This window comes from Paenibacillus faecis (assembly GCF_008084145.1).
In the GTDB taxonomy this organism is placed as follows: Bacteria; Bacillota; Bacilli; order Paenibacillales; family Paenibacillaceae; genus Fontibacillus; species Fontibacillus faecis.
Window position 1 is genome coordinate 1,335,002 of sequence record NZ_VSDO01000001.1, and the last position, 17,301, is coordinate 1,352,302.

Annotated in this window: 16 protein-coding genes and 1 pseudogene; 9 read left to right on the forward strand and 8 right to left on the reverse strand. The window is 53.8% G+C overall.

The genetic code is table 11. The annotated features are described in order from the left end of the window. Positions 1–32 precede the first annotated feature (32 nt). Positions 33–899 (reverse strand): carbohydrate ABC transporter permease, encoded by an 867-nt coding sequence (locus tag FRY98_RS06105; RefSeq protein ID WP_148451209.1) that lies wholly within the window; start codon positions 897–899, stop codon positions 33–35. A gap of 57 nt (positions 900–956) precedes the next feature. After that, positions 957–1,922, reverse strand: coding sequence for an ABC transporter permease (locus tag FRY98_RS06110; protein WP_148450803.1), 966 nt, complete (start codon positions 1,920–1,922; stop codon positions 957–959). A 148-nt stretch (positions 1,923–2,070) separates the two neighbouring features. Between FRY98_RS06110 and FRY98_RS06115 the strand changes: the two genes are divergently transcribed. Together FRY98_RS06115 and FRY98_RS06120 are read left to right on the forward strand one after the other, a co-directional pair. Beyond that, positions 2,071–3,450, forward strand: a complete 1,380-nt coding sequence (locus tag FRY98_RS06115) for an amino acid permease (RefSeq protein ID WP_148450804.1) — start codon at positions 2,071–2,073, stop codon at positions 3,448–3,450. 107 nt (positions 3,451–3,557) lie between these two features. Beyond that, positions 3,558–5,831 (forward strand): alpha/beta hydrolase family protein, encoded by a 2,274-nt coding sequence (locus FRY98_RS06120; protein WP_148450805.1) that lies wholly within the window; start codon positions 3,558–3,560, stop codon positions 5,829–5,831. Positions 5,832–5,957: 126 nt separating this feature from the next. Here FRY98_RS06120 and FRY98_RS06125 read toward each other — a convergent pair whose 3' ends face one another. Continuing rightward, positions 5,958–6,515 carry a GbsR/MarR family transcriptional regulator gene (locus FRY98_RS06125; RefSeq protein WP_148450806.1) on the reverse strand — a complete coding sequence of 186 codons (558 nt, stop codon included), beginning with the start codon at positions 6,513–6,515 and terminating at the stop codon, positions 5,958–5,960. A gap of 372 nt (positions 6,516–6,887) precedes the next feature. Between FRY98_RS06125 and FRY98_RS06130 the strand changes: the two genes are divergently transcribed. From FRY98_RS06130 to FRY98_RS06140, 3 genes and pseudogenes are all read left to right on the forward strand, one after another. Continuing rightward, the gene (locus FRY98_RS06130) at positions 6,888–8,102 is read left to right on the forward strand and encodes a quaternary amine ABC transporter ATP-binding protein (protein WP_148450807.1); all 1,215 of its coding nucleotides are present in this window, start codon (positions 6,888–6,890) and stop codon (positions 8,100–8,102) included. Further along, positions 8,089–8,917: pseudogene (locus tag FRY98_RS06135) on the forward strand (ABC transporter permease); the annotation flags it as partial. The gene FRY98_RS06130 and the pseudogene FRY98_RS06135, both read left to right, overlap by 14 nt. 14 nt (positions 8,918–8,931) lie before the next feature. After that, positions 8,932–9,846: a glycine betaine ABC transporter substrate-binding protein gene (locus tag FRY98_RS06140; protein ID WP_148450809.1), complete on the forward strand. Its 915-nt coding sequence runs from the start codon at positions 8,932–8,934 to the stop codon at positions 9,844–9,846. A gap of 146 nt (positions 9,847–9,992) precedes the next feature. Here FRY98_RS06140 and FRY98_RS06145 read toward each other — a convergent pair whose 3' ends face one another. Next, positions 9,993–10,493 carry a hypothetical protein gene (locus FRY98_RS06145; protein WP_148450810.1) on the reverse strand — a complete coding sequence of 167 codons (501 nt, stop codon included), beginning with the start codon at positions 10,491–10,493 and terminating at the stop codon, positions 9,993–9,995. A 227-nt stretch (positions 10,494–10,720) separates the two neighbouring features. Here FRY98_RS06145 and FRY98_RS06150 point away from each other — a divergent pair, with 227 nt between their 5' ends. Next, entirely contained in the window at positions 10,721–10,978 is a 258-nt protein-coding gene (locus FRY98_RS06150) for a hypothetical protein (protein WP_148450811.1), read from the forward strand. A 76-nt stretch (positions 10,979–11,054) separates the two neighbouring features. On the opposite strand, the gene FRY98_RS06155 is transcribed toward FRY98_RS06150, so the two are convergent. After that, positions 11,055–11,765, reverse strand: coding sequence for a YceI family protein (locus FRY98_RS06155; protein ID WP_148450812.1), 711 nt, complete (start codon positions 11,763–11,765; stop codon positions 11,055–11,057). Between the two features lie 185 nt (positions 11,766–11,950). On the opposite strand from FRY98_RS06155, the gene FRY98_RS06160 reads away from it, so the two are divergent. From FRY98_RS06160 to FRY98_RS06170, 3 genes are read left to right on the forward strand one after another with little or no spacing between them, the layout of a single operon-like run. Next, a complete protein-coding gene (locus FRY98_RS06160) occupies positions 11,951–12,634 on the forward strand; it encodes a response regulator transcription factor (RefSeq protein WP_148450813.1) in 684 nt (227 codons plus the stop codon). After that, a complete protein-coding gene (locus tag FRY98_RS06165; RefSeq protein ID WP_148450814.1) occupies positions 12,619–14,028 on the forward strand; it encodes a sensor histidine kinase in 1,410 nt (469 codons plus the stop codon). The genes FRY98_RS06160 and FRY98_RS06165 overlap by 16 nt, the downstream gene beginning before the upstream one ends. 40 nt (positions 14,029–14,068) lie before the next feature. Continuing rightward, positions 14,069–14,770, forward strand: a complete 702-nt coding sequence (locus FRY98_RS06170) for a hypothetical protein (RefSeq protein ID WP_148450815.1) — start codon at positions 14,069–14,071, stop codon at positions 14,768–14,770. Between the two features lie 66 nt (positions 14,771–14,836). Here the strand turns inward: FRY98_RS06170 and FRY98_RS06175 are convergent, their stop codons facing one another. From FRY98_RS06175 to FRY98_RS06185, 3 genes are all read right to left on the reverse strand, one after another. After that, positions 14,837–15,238 carry a cytidine deaminase gene (locus FRY98_RS06175; RefSeq protein ID WP_148450816.1) on the reverse strand — a complete coding sequence of 134 codons (402 nt, stop codon included), beginning with the start codon at positions 15,236–15,238 and terminating at the stop codon, positions 14,837–14,839. Between the two features lie 90 nt (positions 15,239–15,328). Then, the gene (locus FRY98_RS06180; protein ID WP_338114591.1) at positions 15,329–15,997 is read right to left on the reverse strand and encodes a TetR/AcrR family transcriptional regulator; all 669 of its coding nucleotides are present in this window, start codon (positions 15,995–15,997) and stop codon (positions 15,329–15,331) included. Beyond that, the gene (locus FRY98_RS06185; protein ID WP_148450817.1) at positions 15,942–17,171 is read right to left on the reverse strand and encodes an MFS transporter; all 1,230 of its coding nucleotides are present in this window, start codon (positions 17,169–17,171) and stop codon (positions 15,942–15,944) included. Before FRY98_RS06185 ends, FRY98_RS06180 begins: the two co-directional genes overlap by 56 nt. Positions 17,172–17,301: the final 130 nt, after the last annotated feature.

Below are 17,301 nucleotides of genomic sequence, written 5' to 3' on the forward strand. Positions count from 1 at the left end.
TGTTTAAAGCGAGGGCGCTCTAAACTTCCAGGCTACTCTTTCAACGAGCCTACCAGTACGCCTTTGACGAAATACTTTTGCACAAAAGGATATACCAGAACGATCGGCAGCGTCGCGACCATCATCGTCGCCATCGACAGCGACTTGCTTGTGATCGTCTTCGCTTTCTGCAAGTGGGCCAGCGCGGCGGCATCCATACTGGCAGTTTGCTCGGAGACGATGTTCGAGGCCAGGATCTGCTTCAGGATCGTCTGGATCGGCAGCAGCTTCTCATCCGAAATGTAAATGCTGGCCAGGAACCATTCATTCCAGTGTCCAACCGCGGTAAACAGCGCCAGCGTGGCGATGACCGGGCCTGACAACGGAAGCACCACCCGGAAAAGCGTGCCCCAATTGCCGCAGCCGTCGATTTTGGCGGATTCCTCCAAACCGGCCGGCAGCCCTTGAAAAAACGTACGAAAAATGATCATATTCCAGACGCTGATCAGCGAGGGAATAATATAAACCCAAAACGAGTTCATCAGGCCCAGCTCACGGATCAACAGGAAGGTCGGAATTAGCCCCCCGCCAAAGTACATGGTAATAATGCAAATGATCATGTAATATTTTCGCCCCATCAGCTCTCTCCGGGACATCCCGTACGAGAAGATCGCGGTGGCCAAAATGGCCGTAACCGTTCCGATGACGGTCCTTAACACGGAGACGAAAAAACCGCTCATCAGCCTTTCATCCTGGAAAACCACGCTGTAGTTCTCCCAGGTAAATTCCCTGGGCCAGAGCGTGATCCCTCCCTTCGAGGTATCCAAGCCTTCGTTCAAGGAAATAACAATAGCGTTTAAAAACGGATACAAGGTTGAAACGGACAGGAGAATGAGAAACATATAAATGAATGTGACCATGATTCGGTCACCCAGACTATCCCGCACCGAGGTTCACCTCCCTGGATGATGTCTTGTTTACCACAAGCTATTGCCGGATTTCCTGGCCACATAGTTGGCGATCGTCAGCAGACCGACGCTGATTACCGCTTTAAACAAACCGACCGCGGTCGCATACGAGTAGCGGTAATTGTTGATGCCGACGCGGATGACATACGTATCGAGCACATCGGACACATCGCGCAGCGCCGGATTGACCGCAAGCACCAGAATGTCCTCGAACCCGGCGCTCAGCAGATTGCCGATAGCCAATATCATAAAGATCGAAACGACCGGCATAATCGATGGAAGCGTTATCAAATAAATTTGACGAAACCGGCTGGCGCCATCGATCGAAGCGGCTTCATACGTATTCGGATCTACGCCCGCAATGGCGGCCAGGTAGACGATCGAGCCGAAGCCGATCTCCTTCCATACGTTGGTCGTAATTAAAATGGACCAGAAATATTCCGGAAGCGACAGAAAGTTGATCGGTTCATCGATCAGATTCAGCCGTTCCAGCAGCATATTGACGCTGCCGTTATCCGTGGCCAGCATGGACCCGACGATCCCGCCCAAAATGACCCAGGACATGAAATGGGGCAGATACGTAATCGTCTGCACTACCCTCTTGAACACCATCTTGCGGACCTCGTTGAGCATCAGGGCCAGCAGGATCGGGGCCGGAAACCCGATGAAAAACTTCAGCAGGCTAATCATAATCGTATTCTTCATGACGATCCCGAACTCCGGCGATTGAAAAAAAGTAATGAAATGCTTCATTCCCACCCAGGGGCTGCCCGTAAAGCTGCGCCCGATTTTGTAATCCTGAAACGCGATCAGAATCCCGTACATCGGAATGTAGCTGAACACAAAAATCAGAACGAGCGCCGGGATGACCATCAACTGCAAGTCAAGCTGTCTCACGAATCGCAGGAACCCATTCTTCCTACGGTCCCGGAGTGATGGAGGGTCCACCGATTTATTGACGGAAAGCTGTGCCATATTTTGCTCCTTTCCTATCCGCATTTTTCCGGCTATCCTCATTTTAAAGAGGATCGGACGGGAAGACTATCTGACGGATCAACTAAAAATGATACTTATCAATGTAACGAATATTCATTTCCACACGTCGCAAATTGATGTAATATTAATGTCTATCATCCACGTCGGGAGGCTTTCATTTGTGAATTCGCAATCTTCTCCTTTACAGAAAAAACTACGCCCGCGGCATATCAGCTTTATGGCGATGGGCGGCGTGATCGGGACCGGCATATTCAAGGGGAGCGCCGAGACCGTCAGCCTGGCGGGGCCCGGAGTCGTCCTCTCCTATGCCTTGGCGGGACTGCTGCTCCTGGTCGTCATGGGGGCGATCGCCGAAATGGCCACGGTCTACCCCGGACTTAATATGAAAGACTTTATCCGGCTCGCTTTGGGCGAACGCATTTCGTTTATCATCGGCTGGCTCTATTGCTTCATGTGGCTTACCGTGTGCGTCATCGAGGTGATCGCGGCCGGAAGCTTCCTGCAGTTTTGGCTGCCGGAGGTTCCGCTTTGGCTGCTTAGCCTGGGCTGCGCGGCGCTGATTCTTGCCGTCAATCTGATGAGCGTCGGCGGTCTGGGGGAATTTGAATTTTGGCTGGCGGGCATAAAGATTGCCATGATTCTCGTGTTTATCGTGCTTGGGGGCTGTATTTTGTTCGGGGTGCTGCCCGGTGCGGAAACGCCGGGACTTTCCAACTTCAGCGCCCATGGCGGATTCTTTCCGAACGGATGGACGGCGATATTCTCGGCCCTGCTTGTCGTCATGTTCTCTTACGGGGGATCCGAGCTGATCGGTCTCACGTTGTCGGAAACCCAACAGGCCGAGAAAGTGCTGCCGAAGGTCGTCAAAAGTTTTATTTTACGAGTGGTGCTGTTCTATACGCTGCCTATCCTGGTGATTTGCGGGTTAATCCCGTGGGACACGCTTAGCGAACAAACCAGCCCGTTCGTTCAGGTGTTGACTTCTGCCGGATTGAAGGGCGCCGCGCATTTGATGAATTTCATTCTGATTACCGCCGTGTTGTCGGCCGCCAATTCCGGGATTTACGGAGCGACGCGGATGCTGCATTCGATGGCGGCGAGCGGCGAAGCCCCCCGGGTCCTGGGCCGGCTCTCCTCCAAAGGGGTGCCCGTTAACAGCCTGAAGCTCAGCGGACTCGTTCTGGTCCTGGGCGCGATGATCGCCTATGTCGCCCAGGACAACCTGTTCCGGCTCTTGATGGCCGTTCCCGGCTTCGTGGTCTTGTTGGTGTGGATTACGATTCTGCTGGCGCAATGGAAATTGCGTAAAAATTATCCCGCGGAACCGTCCTTCAAAATCTGGGGATATCCGTTCATCACCTGGATCGCGGTGATTTGCTTGTCGATCATCGCCCTTCTCTTCCTGTTCGATGCCCAAAACCGGATCAGCATCGGAGTTTGCCTCGGGGTGATGGCCGCGCTGCTCCTCTGCTCTTTCCGGCTCTTCAAACGCGGTTCCCGTTCCTAAAAGCGCCGATATTCTCCTGTTTGTTCCCGCGATTTGGCGTGTTACAATAAATGAAAATATGAAACTACGCCGTTTCAACACCTTGATCTAAAAATCCGGGGGAAACTATGGAACTTCAAGCACAGACCGAACTTGTTGTCGTCCGGCCGCCCAAAAGGCGGCTTCGTCACATCCTGCGGCAGCGCATCCGGCAGACCTACCGGTATGACACCGCTTTTTGGCGCATGAGCCTGGCCGGCCCCTGGGGAGCCGGCATGTTCGCGTTTGCCCTGGCGGCGCTGGGCATGCCGACCGGACTGGGCGCCGCGGTCGACACCTTGAGCTTTGCCGCGGCGGGCACCGCAGCCTTGTTCCTTACGGCGCACCTTGCCGCCTTTTTGCTGGCCTTGACCGGGCTGCCGATCCCCCGCCTCTTCGCGGGCGCTCTGCTGTTCGATTTAGCCGCCATTTTCTTGATTTTTTATCAAGAGGATCAAGCTTTCGCCATCTCGGCTATCGTATCCGTCATCCTCACCGCGGCGGGTGCTCTCGGCGGTCTGCTCCTCGGCTGGTTTGCCGCAGGCAAGGCCTCGCTTCGCCTGAAGGCGGGCATCGCCGGCCTGATGGCCTTAGCTTGCCTGTTGGCCGCCGTCTGGCCGCCCGACGGGTCCGCCGTCCCGGCCGGGTCGGCGGAGATCCGGGCCGACTCCGGCACCCTGCCGCTGGCCGCGGCCGATCCCTCCGAGCCCGGCGGGTATCCCGTGGACGCGTTTACCTACGGGAGCGGCCGGGATATCTGGCAGCCGGAATACGGCAGACACGTCGGCCTGAGGTCGGATCCCGTCGACGCCTCCGCTTATCTTGGGAAGTGGTCCCGTTTTCGCACGCTCTACTGGGGCTTTCACGCCGGCGCGCTTCCGCTCAACGGCCGGGTATGGATGCCGCAGGGCGAGGGCCCCTTCCCGCTGGTGCTGATCGTTCACGGAAACCACCTCATGGAGGACTACTCCGATGACGGCTATGCCTACCTCGGGAATCTGCTGGCCAGCCGGGGATACATCGCCGTCTCCATCGACGAAAATTTCCTGAATTACTCCGTTTGGTCCGGAATTCCCGACCAGGATATGAAGGTGCGCTCCTGGCTGCTGTTGAAACATCTCCAGCAGATCGGCCGGTTTGCCGACCGCGCGGACACGCCGTTCTCCGGCAAGGTGGATTTCGGGCGGATCGCTTTGGTCGGCCACTCCCGAGGCGGGCAGGCCGTGGCGATGGCCGCCGATTACAAACGCTGGTTCAGCAAGGACGCCACGCTGGGCGGAATGGACCGCTACAACATCCGCGCCGTGGCCGCGATCGCCCCAACGGACAAAAAGGTGGACGATCAGTATGCGAGGCTCGCCGATGTCAGCTATTTGACGCTGCAAGGGGCCCGCGACGGCGACGTCACGGACTTTGACGGCGAGCGGCAGTACGTCCGCACGAGCTTCCCGGGAAGAGCAGACGCGTTCAAGGCCTCGCTGTACATCGCGGACGCCAACCACAGCCAATTCAATACCGGCTGGGGCGGACGCGATGTCAGTTACCCGAAAGGCATTCTGCTGAGCCGGCAGGGAATGCTGTCTCCGCAGGAACAGCGGACGATCGCAAAGGTATACATCTCCGCCTTTTTGGAAAGTACATTGCGACAAAACGAGGAGTACCTGCCTCTATTCGTCGACTACCGGACGGGACTGTCCTGGCTGCCGGAAACCGCCTATTTCAACCGCTTCGAAAGCGGGGAAATGGTAGCCTGGGCCCGGTTTGACGAAGACTCCAACCGGTTGACCCTTCCGGACGGCGGAACCGCCAAAGGAACGAATTTACTCTGGAAGGAAGAGGAAGCCAAAAACCGGGGCAACTCCGGCAAAGGCACGCGGGGCATTGTCCTGGAGCGGACGGGAGATGCGGACAGCCCATCGGAGGTGTCCGCTTACAGCCTGAACTGGGAAGCATCCGCCCCTTCTCCGGAAAATGGACCGATCGACATGTTGTCGTTCTCTTTGTCGGACCGGAGCTACGAGCTGGAACGAAAGGAAGGGGAAGCCTCCCGGGAAGAGCTGGACATCGAAGTGGAACTGGAGAGCGGCAACGGGGAAACGGCCCGCGTCCCGCTGTCCAAGTTCATGCCGATACCGCGTTTGCCCGAAACGAGCTACACGCTTCATCCCTGGCTCGATCGGCATCTGTCCGGCGGAAAATATAAAGACCCGATCGAAGCCGTCTTTCAGACCTATCGGCTGCCGATCACCGCGTTTACCGCCGAGAACGCGAAGTTCGACGCAAGTACGGGCATCCGGCGGCTTTCCTTCCGCCTGACCGGCGGCCCGGGCCGGGTCATGCTGGATGACATCGGCGCGTATTGACGCTCGGCAGCGTCCGCAGCTTCTTCTAACGGATTTGGCCGCTGACAAATTGGCTCGAGTTTAATGCGACGCAAGCGGCAAAAAAGAGGACGTCCCCGTCAAAACGACTCGGGACGCCCTCTTTTTCTATATTTCCTTGGGAACCAGGTTGTAGATTTCGCCGCTCTCCATCACATCGATCAGCCTGTCCATCCATTCATAATATTTAACGGCTTCCCCCATCTTCTGCCGGTCCTGTTCCAGGATCGACCGAAAAGGTTCTTCCGGGCCGTTCTCCGCGGACAGAGATCTCTGGATTTCATCCATGGCCCGCTTCAATACGAGGAGGTTCGTCTCTACCGCTTTTCTCCATTTAATCGCAAAAAAGTCGGTAAAAGTCTGATACCAGTCGTATTCCACCTCATACAAGTCTTTGCGTGAACCCTTTTCCCAAACTTTATTCACCATTTTCAAGTCGAGCAGCGTACGGACGCCCGTACTCATACTCGTCTTGCTCATCCTCATCTCCATACCCATTTCATCCAACGTCATCGGTTTGTCGGCAAAAAAAAGCAGCCCGTACAAATGGCCCGTTGACAAAGATATTCCATATAAGTCCATATTACGTCCAATCGCTTCTATAACACGCTTACGCACTTTTTGTAACTCGGCTTGTTGTTCCGTTGTGAGCTGGTCCAAGCTCATGTTGTGCGACCTCCATTCATTATGCTGTGCGTTCAATCCGTAAATTGAAAAGAATTGAATTTCAACGAGTGAATTCCGATAAGTCCCGCGTTCAACCCGCGGTACATAAATCCAAGCGCACGGATGCTTATTCTATCTTAAGAAAAGGAGGTTCAAAAGTAAAGAAGCGAACTGGACAGCATTTGGGAGTAATCCGGAGAATACGGAAGTATCCTTCCGTTCAGTTTTTTCTGTACGTTCTTTACGTACGGTTTTGAGCTTTGATTAAAAGCTTGCCATTTTGCTAAACTAAGTTACATGATCGTCACGGCGGCGTCATTCCGTTGTGATGTTATAGAGAAATGAAGTATCGAATCCAAAAGGGGTGAACATATGACTAAAGAAATTTTAAAAGTCAACCAATTATCCAAGTTGTTCGGACCCGGGGCCGATCAAGGCGTCGAACTGCTCGAGAAAGGCTACACCAAAGAGCGGTTGGCCAAGGAGAAGGGCATTATGGTCGGGGTGAACCGCGTCAGCCTGAGCATTCAGGAAGGCGAGATTTTTGTCATTATGGGCCTGTCCGGCAGCGGTAAGTCTACGCTGGTTCGCATGTTAAACCGGCTGATCGAGCCGACATCGGGTCAAGTTCTGATTCATGGCAAGGATTTAAGAAAAATGAACAAGGCGCAGCTCCGCGAAGTGCGCCGTAAAACGATCAGCATGGTGTTCCAAAAATTCGGGTTGTTCCCGCACCGGACCGTGCTGGAAAACGTCGAATACGGGCTGAAGGTGCAGAAAGTGCCGAAGGCGGAACGCCGCGAGAAAGCGCTGCGTGCGCTGGAACTTGTCGGGCTGCAAAGTTGGGAGAATGTGATGCCCGATCAGCTTAGCGGCGGGATGCAGCAGCGGGTCGGCCTGGCGCGCGCCTTGGCCAATGACCCGGAAATTCTGCTGATGGATGAGGCGTTCAGCGCCCTCGACCCGCTGATCCGGCGCGATATGCAGGATGAACTGCTCGAGCTGCAGGAAAAAATGAAGAAAACGATCGTTTTCATCACGCATGACCTGGATGAAGCGCTGCGCATCGGCGATCGTATCGCCCTGATGAAAGACGGCGAGCTCGTCCAGATCGGGACGCCGGAAGAAATGTTGACGCAACCGGCCGACCGTTATGTGGAACGTTTCATCGAGGATGTCGACCTGTCCAAGGTACTGACCGCTTCGCATGTTATGCGCCGTCCGGAGACCGTAACCCTGGACCGCGGTCCGCGGGTCGCGCTGCAATTGATGCGGGAGCGGGGGATTTCCAACCTGTTCGTCATCGACCGGGCCAAACGTCTGCTCGGGGTGATTACGGCGGAGGACGCTTCGCAAGTTCACAAGGCCGGCGGGACATTGAGCGACATTCTGATCAAGGACGGACCTCGGGTCTCCCCGGATACTCTGCTTAACGAACTGTTTGAGGTCACCAGCTCCGCGAAGGTTCCCCTCGCGGTCGTGGATGACCAGGACCGGCTTCTCGGTGTCATTGTCCGCGGTGCCGTGCTCGGCGCGCTCGCCGGTGAAGTCGAAAATAAGGAGGTGAGCGGACATGAACTTACCTAAACTGCCGCTCGCGGATTGGATTGAAATGTTGGTCGACTGGATGGCCGCTCATCTCGGCGGCTTGTTCGACGGTATTTCAAGTGTTATCGAAGGAATCGTAGGCTTTTTCTCGGGGTTGTTCCTGCTCCCCCACCCGCTTCTATTTATCGCTATCCTCGGCGTACTGGCATTTTTGATCGGCAAGTGGAGACTGACGCTCTTTACGGTGATCGGCTTCCTGCTGATTGAAAATCTCGGGTACTGGCAGGAAACGATGAACACGTTGGGATTGGTGATTACGTCGGGACTGATCTCGATTGTCCTCGGGATTCCGATCGGGATCTGGAGCGCCTACAGCAAAACGGCGCACCGTATCATTTCCCCGTTGCTTGATTTCATGCAAACCATGCCGGCGTTCGTGTACTTGCTGCCGGCGGTCACTTTCTTCAGTCTGGGGGTCGTTCCGGGGGTGATCGCTTCCGTTATCTTTGCGATCCCGCCGACGATTCGCCTGACTTACCTTGGAATCAAGCAGGTTTCCGGCGAACTGGCCGAAGCGGCGGATGCCTTTGGCTCCACCTCCTGGCAAAAACTTGTCCAGGTGGAGCTGCCGTTAGCGATGCCGACCATGATGGCCGGTGTGAACCAGACGATCATGCTGTCCTTGTCGATGGTCGTCATCGCCTCCATGATCGGAGCGCAGGGCATCGGGGCAACCGTGTACCGCGCCGTCACCCAGTTGAAAATCGGGCAAGGCTTTGAGGCCGGGTTAGCTGTGGTCGTACTGGCGATTGTGCTGGACCGGTTCACGCAGAATCTTTTCAAATCAGGCAAAAGGAGAGGATAAAGGATGAAGAAAACGAAGAAGCTATGGGTAATGGCAGGCTTAGCCGGGATGCTGGCTTTAACCGCTTGCGGTTCCAATGCCGCCACCGGCGGTGACGGCAAGTCCGGCGCGGGCGCGGAAACCGGCTCTATCGGTGCGCAGGTCAAACATGAAATTATCGGCATCGATCCCGGCGCCGGCATTATGAAGGCAACCGCCGACGCCCTGGAGCAGTATGAGCTGAAAGACTGGACATTAATCGAAGGTTCGGGCGCCGCGATGACGGCCATGCTTGACAAGGCGATCAAAAAAGAAGAGCCGATCATTATCACCGGCTGGACGCCGCATTGGATGTTTTCCAAGTATGATCTGAAATACCTGGAAGACCCCAAGAAAGTATACGGGGAAGCGGAAGAAATCCATACGATCGTTCGTAAAGGATTGAAGGAAGATCACCCGGTCGCCTACGAATTTTTGGACCGGTTTGAGTGGAGTTCCGATGAAATGGGCGAAATCATGACGGCCATTCAGGACGGTACGGATCCGGCGGAAGCCGCCAAGGCATGGGCGGACAGCCACGGCGATCGCGTCGATGCCTGGACGAAGGATTTGCAGCCGGTCAGCGGCGACAAAATCAAGCTGAGCTATGTCGCATGGGATTCGGAAATCGCCAGCACCTATCTGCTGAAATACATTATGGAGAGCAAGCTCGGATACGACGTCACGGCGCTTCAAGTCGAAGCGGGCCCGATGTGGACCGGTGTGGCGAGCGGGGATGTCGACGCTTCCGCGGCGGCCTGGCTTCCGCTCACGCATGCCGATTACTGGACGAAGTTCGGCGACAAGCTGGAGGACCTCGGCCCCAACATGACCGGCGTCAAAACCGGCCTGGTCGTGCCGTCCTATGTCGATGTGAAATCGATCGAGGATTTGAAATAAACATCCTTCAAACCACAAGAAGAAACCATCCCTCTGGCTGGGATGGTTTCTTTGTTTCATCTATATCAATTAAAAAGAGGGAGTACAATTAATATAACAAGCCTTCCTTAAACAAACCTTACGGAAACCTGAAAAACAGATTAATTTCATTTAGCCATGTTGTTTAAAGCCTCCGCCGGAAAAAGCACCAGCTCTTCCCGGGCCGCCAGAAGCCGCTCGATAAACTCGCTTTGGCCTTCTTCACATTCGATAAACAAGACGAAACCGCCGTTTAAAAGACCGCGTTCCATTTCCCGCGCATCCTCCAAAGGAATCCCCGCTCCCGTCAATCCGACGACAAAGTCGTCGCTTCCCTGGCCGATCTCCGCTCCGGCGAGCAAATAGGAAGCGGGCCCGATGACGGCCACGTTCGCCGGCTGTTCTTCCAATATGGCGGCGACTTCAAGCAGCGGATGAAACAGCGCGTGATTGCCGTCCCCCCGTCTCGGCTTGGGTAATCCGGTATCCCTGCTGATGATGCCTAATTCCTCTTCCGTTCTGGCCACCACGGAAATCCGCCCCTTTTTCACACCGGCCCGTTTCAGATCCTCGATCGCCATCGCCGCATCCTGCCTTGTGTGTGTAATCGCAGCCACTAATTTTGCCATCATATCTCCTCCCTGTTGTCGTCCTCTCTGCACTCCACATTATTTCCATACCCGTTTTTCCCGGCAAAACTTCTGTAAACTTCCAAAAACCGAAGACTTAGTCATTAAAATTTTTAAAAAACTATTAGTGAGAAACTTTTGACCTGAAACATTCCGCCTCCCGGCGAACGCCGTTTCCATGCCGCCAGGTCTCACATAGGTTATAAAAAAGGAGGAGGAATGCCCAAGTGGAAGCTTACTATAACTGTATGCGCTTGAAAAACCGCAAGGTGCGGATTTTGACGACGGACAGACGCCATGTCGTAGGAACGATCGTCGACGTGGACCCCCAATATGTCTATTTGCGTCCTGAACGTGGGGGGCCCGTCCAAACATCCGCGTTTTACCCGGGATTTTACGGTCCGGGATATGGCGGTGCCGGCTGGTACGGCAATGATATTCTCACGCTCAGCCTGTTTACGCTGCTCGCTATTGCGCTTATTTAATCTCGGCCTTTCGAAAAAAGGGATGGACCCGATTGGGTCCATCCCTGTCTTTTTTATCCACGTATGAGTAATTCCGTTAACGTTCCAGCACCAGCTCGAGACGAACCGAAATATCGTTCTCCGTTTCCAGGACGACGGAATGCGGATTCTGCATGCCGAAATCGGCGAAAGTCACGGTCGTGACGCCCGAGAGTCTGACTTGGTTGTCCTGATAAAGCGCCTGTGCCTCGAAGATCACGTCTTTATCGACCCCTTTTACGGTTAATGTCCCCGGCATGGTGAAGTCGTATACCGCCCCTTCCTTCCATTCCGCAGGAAGCCCTTCAAATGAAGAAGCGACGAATTTGGCCTGCGGATGCTCAGGCACATTAAAAAACTCTCCATTCTGAATATGCCCGTCCCGCTGTGCGTTTCCCGAGCTGACTTCACTCATTTCAACGGTTCCTTCGGCCTTCATATTTTCGGGTTGATCCAATTGAATCGTCCAACTCCCGCTGACCGCCGCATTCTCAAAATTGACGGTTTCCCTGGAGGTGGTGACGGAAAAATAGACTTTGGACGCAGCGGCAATTTTCCATTCGCCGTTTAACTGTTCAGCGGCTACAACCGCTTGTTCGTCGCTTCCCCCGTCCGCTTTGCCATTTGCCGCCGCCGCGCTTGCCGGAATCGCTTCGGTGATCTCCACGCGATTCCCCAGATAATTATCCATAAATGCATAGCCGCCGGCACCGACCAGTATGACCGCGGCCACTCCTGTTATAATCCAATTTCTGGTTTTCTTGTTCATTTTTCAGGTTACCTCCTATCTCATTTACAGCTAATCTAGCATCCGAATATGTCGGGATGATGTCAGAATCACACTTTTCTGAAAAATTTCCTATTTTTCACTTTGAACGGCTTGAAAAGCTTGCGGCTATGCCCGGGATATGATAAAGATTTAGAAAAAGCGATCAGCCGAAAGAGGAGAAATTCGTGAAAACGATCTTAATTATCGAGGATGAAGAAGCCATTTCCCGCGTTCTCGCCGCTTATATCCGAAAAGCTGGGCACCGTCCGGTCCGGGCGGCTACCGGCCGGGCTGCGATCGAGCAATTTGAAAGCGAGTCCCCGGACCTCGTCCTCCTCGATCTGATGCTGCCGGACGGGGACGGGATGGATTTGCTCGCGGAGATCCGCAAAACGAGCGCCTGCCCGGTCATCATGTTGACGGCGCGTGACGGAATCTCCGACAGGCTGGCGGGGCTGAACGGCGGAGCTGACGACTACATGATCAAGCCCTTCGTCCCCGATGAAGTCGTCGCCCGCATCAACGCCGTACTGCGCAGGCCTCCGCACTGGCATGACGGCAGCAGCAAACGGATTTACGGGAACCTGTCGATTGACCTCGCCGCCAAGCAGGTCCTGGTCAACGGCGCCGAAGTCGCTTTGAATCCCCGTGAACTGGCGCTGCTGTTGTTTTTGGCGGAATGGCCCAACCGGACTTTTACGCGCGAACAGCTCATTGAGCAGGTATGGGGAATCGATTATGACGGCAGCGACCGGGCGGTCGATCTGTCCATTAAACGGCTGCGGCAGGCGCTGTCGCATTGGTCGCTGGAAGAAGGAGAAATCCGTACGCTGCGGGGAATGGGGTATCAGTTATGGATCAAAGAGTGAAACGTAAACAAACCTCCATGCTATCGTATTGGACCGTCCGTTATTTTATTATTCTGTGCCTTGGGCTGGCGATTATCGCTCTCGCTGCCGTGTACTGGATCCGGGAGACGGCGATGGACAGCCGCTTGAAGACGACCGGGCTGCTCGGTCAGGAAATTTCGGAACGGGTCGCTTCACCCACAGGTGAACTCGTTATCCCTCCGAACTTCGAACAGTTGCTGAAAAGCCGGTTCGTCTATTTCAATCTGGACAAGGATGAACTCTGCCTGATTATTACCGACAACAAAGGGGATCTCGTATTTTCCAAACCCCGAATCAGCGATCGGGAGCTTAAACATAAACTCACCGACGATCTGTCGCGTGCGCGGGATGAGCGTTTTTTGGCCGTGACGACGCCGATCCTGAACGGAAAACAACTGCAAGGGCAGGTTTCCCTGCTGCAGTCCAAACGTTCGCTCACCTATAGTCCCAACGAAATTATCCTGATCGCCGTACTGCTGGCGACCCTCATCTTATGCGGTTGGATTACGATTTACTCACTGTCCCGCAAGCTGTCCCGCCCGATTCGCCGCGTGGCGCAGAGCGCCAGGCAGATTGCGGCGGGCTCCTACGAGGTCGATCTGGAGATCGCCACCCCGGAAAGGGAGCTTCAGGACCTGATCGGCTCCTTCAAAGACATGGCGCACCGCCTTAAGCAACTGGAAGAATGGCGGGCCTTGTCGCTGGCCGGGGTGTCCCATGAATTGAAGACCCCCGTCACCTCGATCAAAGGCCTGCTCATGGCGGTACGTGAAGGAGTGGTCCATCCGGAGGAGGCCGAGGAGTTTCTTGATATCGCGCTCAAGGAATCGGAGCGGATGGAGGTGATGGTGGCCGACCTGCTCAATTACAATGCCCTATCTTCGGGCAGTCTGGAGGTCCGGCATGATTCGCTGGACGTGAAAGTGCTCGTTGAGGAAATCGCCTATCAGTGGAATTTGCTCCATGAGAACGAGGACATCATCATTACCGTGGAGGCTCCGGAGGAGGAGCTCCTTACGGCCGGGGACGCCCTGCGGATTCAGCAAATCGTGGTGAATCTGCTGAATAATGCGCTGCAGGCCGCTTCCGACGAGCGCCCGCTCCTGATCCAGATCTCGCTCCATTCCCACGAGGGGTACATTGATATCGCGGTGAGCGACAATGGAAGCGGCATTGCGGAGGAGGAGCAGCCGCATATCTTTGAACGCTTCTATCGCGGGGAGGCCAAGAAGCGCAAGGTCCGCGGCCTGGGCCTCGGCTTGACCTACAGCCGGCTGCTGGCCCGCGCCCAAGGCGGCGATCTGAGGCTGGGCAGCAGCTCGCAGGCCGGCAGCACCTTTATTTTGGAGCTGCGCAGGCAGGTGCCCGCTTGATTTTCATATGACTATTCGCTGAAGATGAGGAGTTTGCCGGATGGATGAGGAGATTATCGTGTTTGAATGTACCGTATGTCACAAAAATTACGAAAAGGCGAAGAAGGATCATCCCGATTTTGAGATCACCGGGCTCGATAATGTGATGGATTGGTCGGATTTCCGGCCGGAGGATGATCTCCCTGGCTTAGACGAGAGAATCTGGGCCAGATCCGAGAAAGCGCCTACGGCTGGAGAACGTCGGATCGTACAGGTTCATTCCCATTTTCATATGACGGTCGGGGAGTCGTTTTGGACTTTATTTACCCCTGCCCTTTCGCATTTTAACGGCTGGGACAGCCATCCCGAGGAAATTGAAGCTTCTGCGTTTGTGCGCTGCAAGGTGGAGCGGGTCCTTGACCGGAACGGACAAAGAGCGTGGGTGGAGCTGTATATTGAGGAGGTCACGCTGCTATCCGAGCTTTGTGCCATAGTCCCGCCGCGGGACGGATCGGGGTATGCCGAACACCTGGGCTTATATAGGAACCCTCATATTTTTCAATGGCAGGATTGGTTTCTGGTCACTTCCAGCGCTGAGGGAGACTTGGGCGTATGGGGATTGGTTCGGAAAACGGCGGGCCGTTATCACCTCGTTACAATGGGAGATTGGGACTTTCATTTGGACATGGCCTATGGCGGAAATCTGATCCTTCCCGAGCCGGAATGGGACGAGATGTTGAGCAAGTGCACATGGTACGGCTAAAACAAAAACCGGCCTTTCCGGCTAAGCGGAAGGTCGGTTTTATTTCATACTGCTTTAGAATTTTTCTTATTCGGCGTAGGCCTTGGTCCAATGATAGGGCTGCACTTCTTCCAAGGATTTAAACAGAAGTTGATTGTCCGGTGTGGTTACCGCTACCTTTACGTCGTTGCCCCAATAAAACAACCTTTCTTGACACACGCCGCATGGACTCAGAATCTTAAACTCTTCATTTTCGTTATCTCTCGCGATGCATAGGGAATGCGTGATTTTGGTGTTCAGTTTGTGCGCTTCCAAAATAGCCCCCGTCTCCATGCACAACTCTGTGGAAGCATTGATCACTTCCGGCGCCACGCTTGTCAAAATCTCCCCATCACTGGTATACATGGCCGCCGCCCCTCCCCAACCTGAGGGATATCTCTTCATTACCAATTCCTTTGCCGCTTCAAAAAGTCTCTGTTCAATACTCAATGTGAACCTCCAAAAGTTAGAAATAGATATATTGTCTTGCTTATTTTAATATTATTCATTTTAAAATGCGATAGCATTACCTCATCCGTCCTAATTGTGCCGACTGTCAGCCAAATATTGAAGAATCATGTCCACGAAGCGCTGAGGAATGGGGTCGTCTATCGATTCCCCGGCCATCTCCGCTGCCGGGACTAGACTAACTTTCTGAAGCAGTCCCATCATCGCAGTAAAAATAAACTGTCCCGTTTCCAAAGGGTGGAGACCTGGTTGCAACGAGCCGTCCCTGAGCCCCGCTTCGAGTGTCTCGGTAAGGAAATGCCGTTCTTTTTTCGTAACGATAAATTGTTCATAGCGGTGTTTCAATTCATGATCCGAATCATAGGCCTCGTAGTAGAGGTCAAAGAGCAGGATGAATTTCAGATAATCGGGATGCTGCCGGGCATAGTCGATCCAAGCCTCAAGAATGAGCCGTAACTTGGCCTTCCCATCGCGAGCTTCGACGCCTATTCCTTCCAAATAACCGGTCATGCCCTCCAGCACATCCATTTGAACCTCAAAAATCAATTCGTCCATGGATCGGAAATGCTTGTAAAAGGTGACGCGGCTAACCCCCGCCAACTCGCATACCTCTTTGATGTTCACGTTAAGGAAGCTTTTTTTCATAAATAGGCTCTTACCTGCCGCGATTAAGGCTTCGCGATGTTTATTCTTCAGGTTTTTGTGCCATGACTCCGCCATCGTTGTAGATTCGTCCTTCATTACGCATTTTCCTTTCTATAGTTAAACCGAAGGCCCCCAGCAGAATAAACGCACCCATTATATAAGGCAAATTAAGTTGAATATCAAACAGAACCCCCGCAAAAATCGGCCCGATCATGTTCCCCAAACTGGTATAGGTCGTATTTAGTCCGGAAGCATATCCCTGCCGCCCTTCGGCCATGTTGGCAATTATCGTGCTGGCCGTCGGCCGGAGAAAAGCGTTGAAGGCAAAGAACAGAGCTGATATCACCAAAAGGTAAGCCTGATTGACCCGGACCAACATCAACAAGAGGGTACAAGCCGATAGGATCAAAGAAAGGCGGATGACCCGGATCTCGCCAAAACGCCGGACAATCCGATCAAGCAGCCATACCTGTACGACCACACCAACAATCGCTCCTATTGTTATAATAACGGAAATCTCCCGAGCGTCGAAAGCGTATTTTTGCTCTACGAACAAAGCATACACCGTTTCATAATTGGCTAGCCCGAATGTCATGACCAAAATGAGCAGGAGGTATCGAAAATAGGGAGTTCGAAACGAGTTAACGATTTGCTGCTTTAGCGGTTCACGTTCAGAACGTAATCTTGCGGGTTGCTGAAGTTGCCGCGTTTGGGTTTCGGGGAGCAGCCCTGTAAGCAGAGTGGCCGCAAGTCCCAACCCCGCGGCAAAAAAGTAAGGCATCCGAATGCCAAACTCGGCGATAATACCTCCCAGCCCCGGCCCTAGGACCATGCCTAGATTCATCGCTGCGCTCAGATACCCCATCCCTTTAGCCCTTGTCTTCGTAGTTGTGCAATCGGCTACATAAGCCATAACGGACGGTACCATAAGCCCGAGTCCGATGCCCCCGATAAAACGGGCTGCATATAAAAAAGACAGGCTGTGCGATACGGCGAACATGTAATCGGAGAGAACGGTTAAAAACAGACCGGACATGATCATTTTTTTACGGCCAAATCTATCGGAAAGCTGCCCCCCGATAGGGGAAAACAAAAACTGGGCCGCCCCGAAGGCGGCGACAAGATAGCCGGCTGCCGTGCCTGCGGCGTCAAACAGCTTCAGATAATCCGGAAGAATCGGAATGACCATTCCTTGCCCCAACAGGGCGATGAATAAATTAAACATCAAGATAAAAAGCGGGTATCTGCTTGTAACCGGAATGCGTGACATAAGGACCTCCAAAATAGTTTACGTTATGTAAAGGATTACTCTATGTAAACCATTTTAATAACTTCCGATTTCTTTGTCAAAGACGCACTGATAAAATTAATATCCTATTACTGCTGCAGCCCGATCAAGC

Coding starts and splice junctions, on each gene's coding strand:
- FRY98_RS06105 (WP_148451209.1), bottom strand. CDS start 899: ATGGTCACATTCATTTATATGTTTCTCATTCTCCTGTCCGTTTCAACC.
- FRY98_RS06110 (WP_148450803.1), bottom strand. CDS start 1,922: ATGGCACAGCTTTCCGTCAATAAATCGGTGGACCCTCCATCACTCCGG.
- FRY98_RS06115 (WP_148450804.1), top strand. CDS start 2,071: ATGTCTATCATCCACGTCGGGAGGCTTTCATTTGTGAATTCGCAATCT.
- FRY98_RS06120 (WP_148450805.1), top strand. CDS start 3,558: ATGGAACTTCAAGCACAGACCGAACTTGTTGTCGTCCGGCCGCCCAAA.
- FRY98_RS06125 (WP_148450806.1), bottom strand. CDS start 6,515: ATGAGCTTGGACCAGCTCACAACGGAACAACAAGCCGAGTTACAAAAA.
- FRY98_RS06130 (WP_148450807.1), top strand. CDS start 6,888: ATGACTAAAGAAATTTTAAAAGTCAACCAATTATCCAAGTTGTTCGGA.
- FRY98_RS06140 (WP_148450809.1), top strand. CDS start 8,932: ATGAAGAAAACGAAGAAGCTATGGGTAATGGCAGGCTTAGCCGGGATG.
- FRY98_RS06145 (WP_148450810.1), bottom strand. CDS start 10,493: ATGGCAAAATTAGTGGCTGCGATTACACACACAAGGCAGGATGCGGCG.
- FRY98_RS06155 (WP_148450812.1), bottom strand. CDS start 11,765: ATGAACAAGAAAACCAGAAATTGGATTATAACAGGAGTGGCCGCGGTC.
- FRY98_RS06165 (WP_148450814.1), top strand. CDS start 12,619: ATGGATCAAAGAGTGAAACGTAAACAAACCTCCATGCTATCGTATTGG.
- FRY98_RS06170 (WP_148450815.1), top strand. CDS start 14,069: ATGGATGAGGAGATTATCGTGTTTGAATGTACCGTATGTCACAAAAAT.
- FRY98_RS06180 (WP_338114591.1), bottom strand. CDS start 15,997: ATGAAGGACGAATCTACAACGATGGCGGAGTCATGGCACAAAAACCTG.
- FRY98_RS06185 (WP_148450817.1), bottom strand. CDS start 17,171: ATGTCACGCATTCCGGTTACAAGCAGATACCCGCTTTTTATCTTGATG.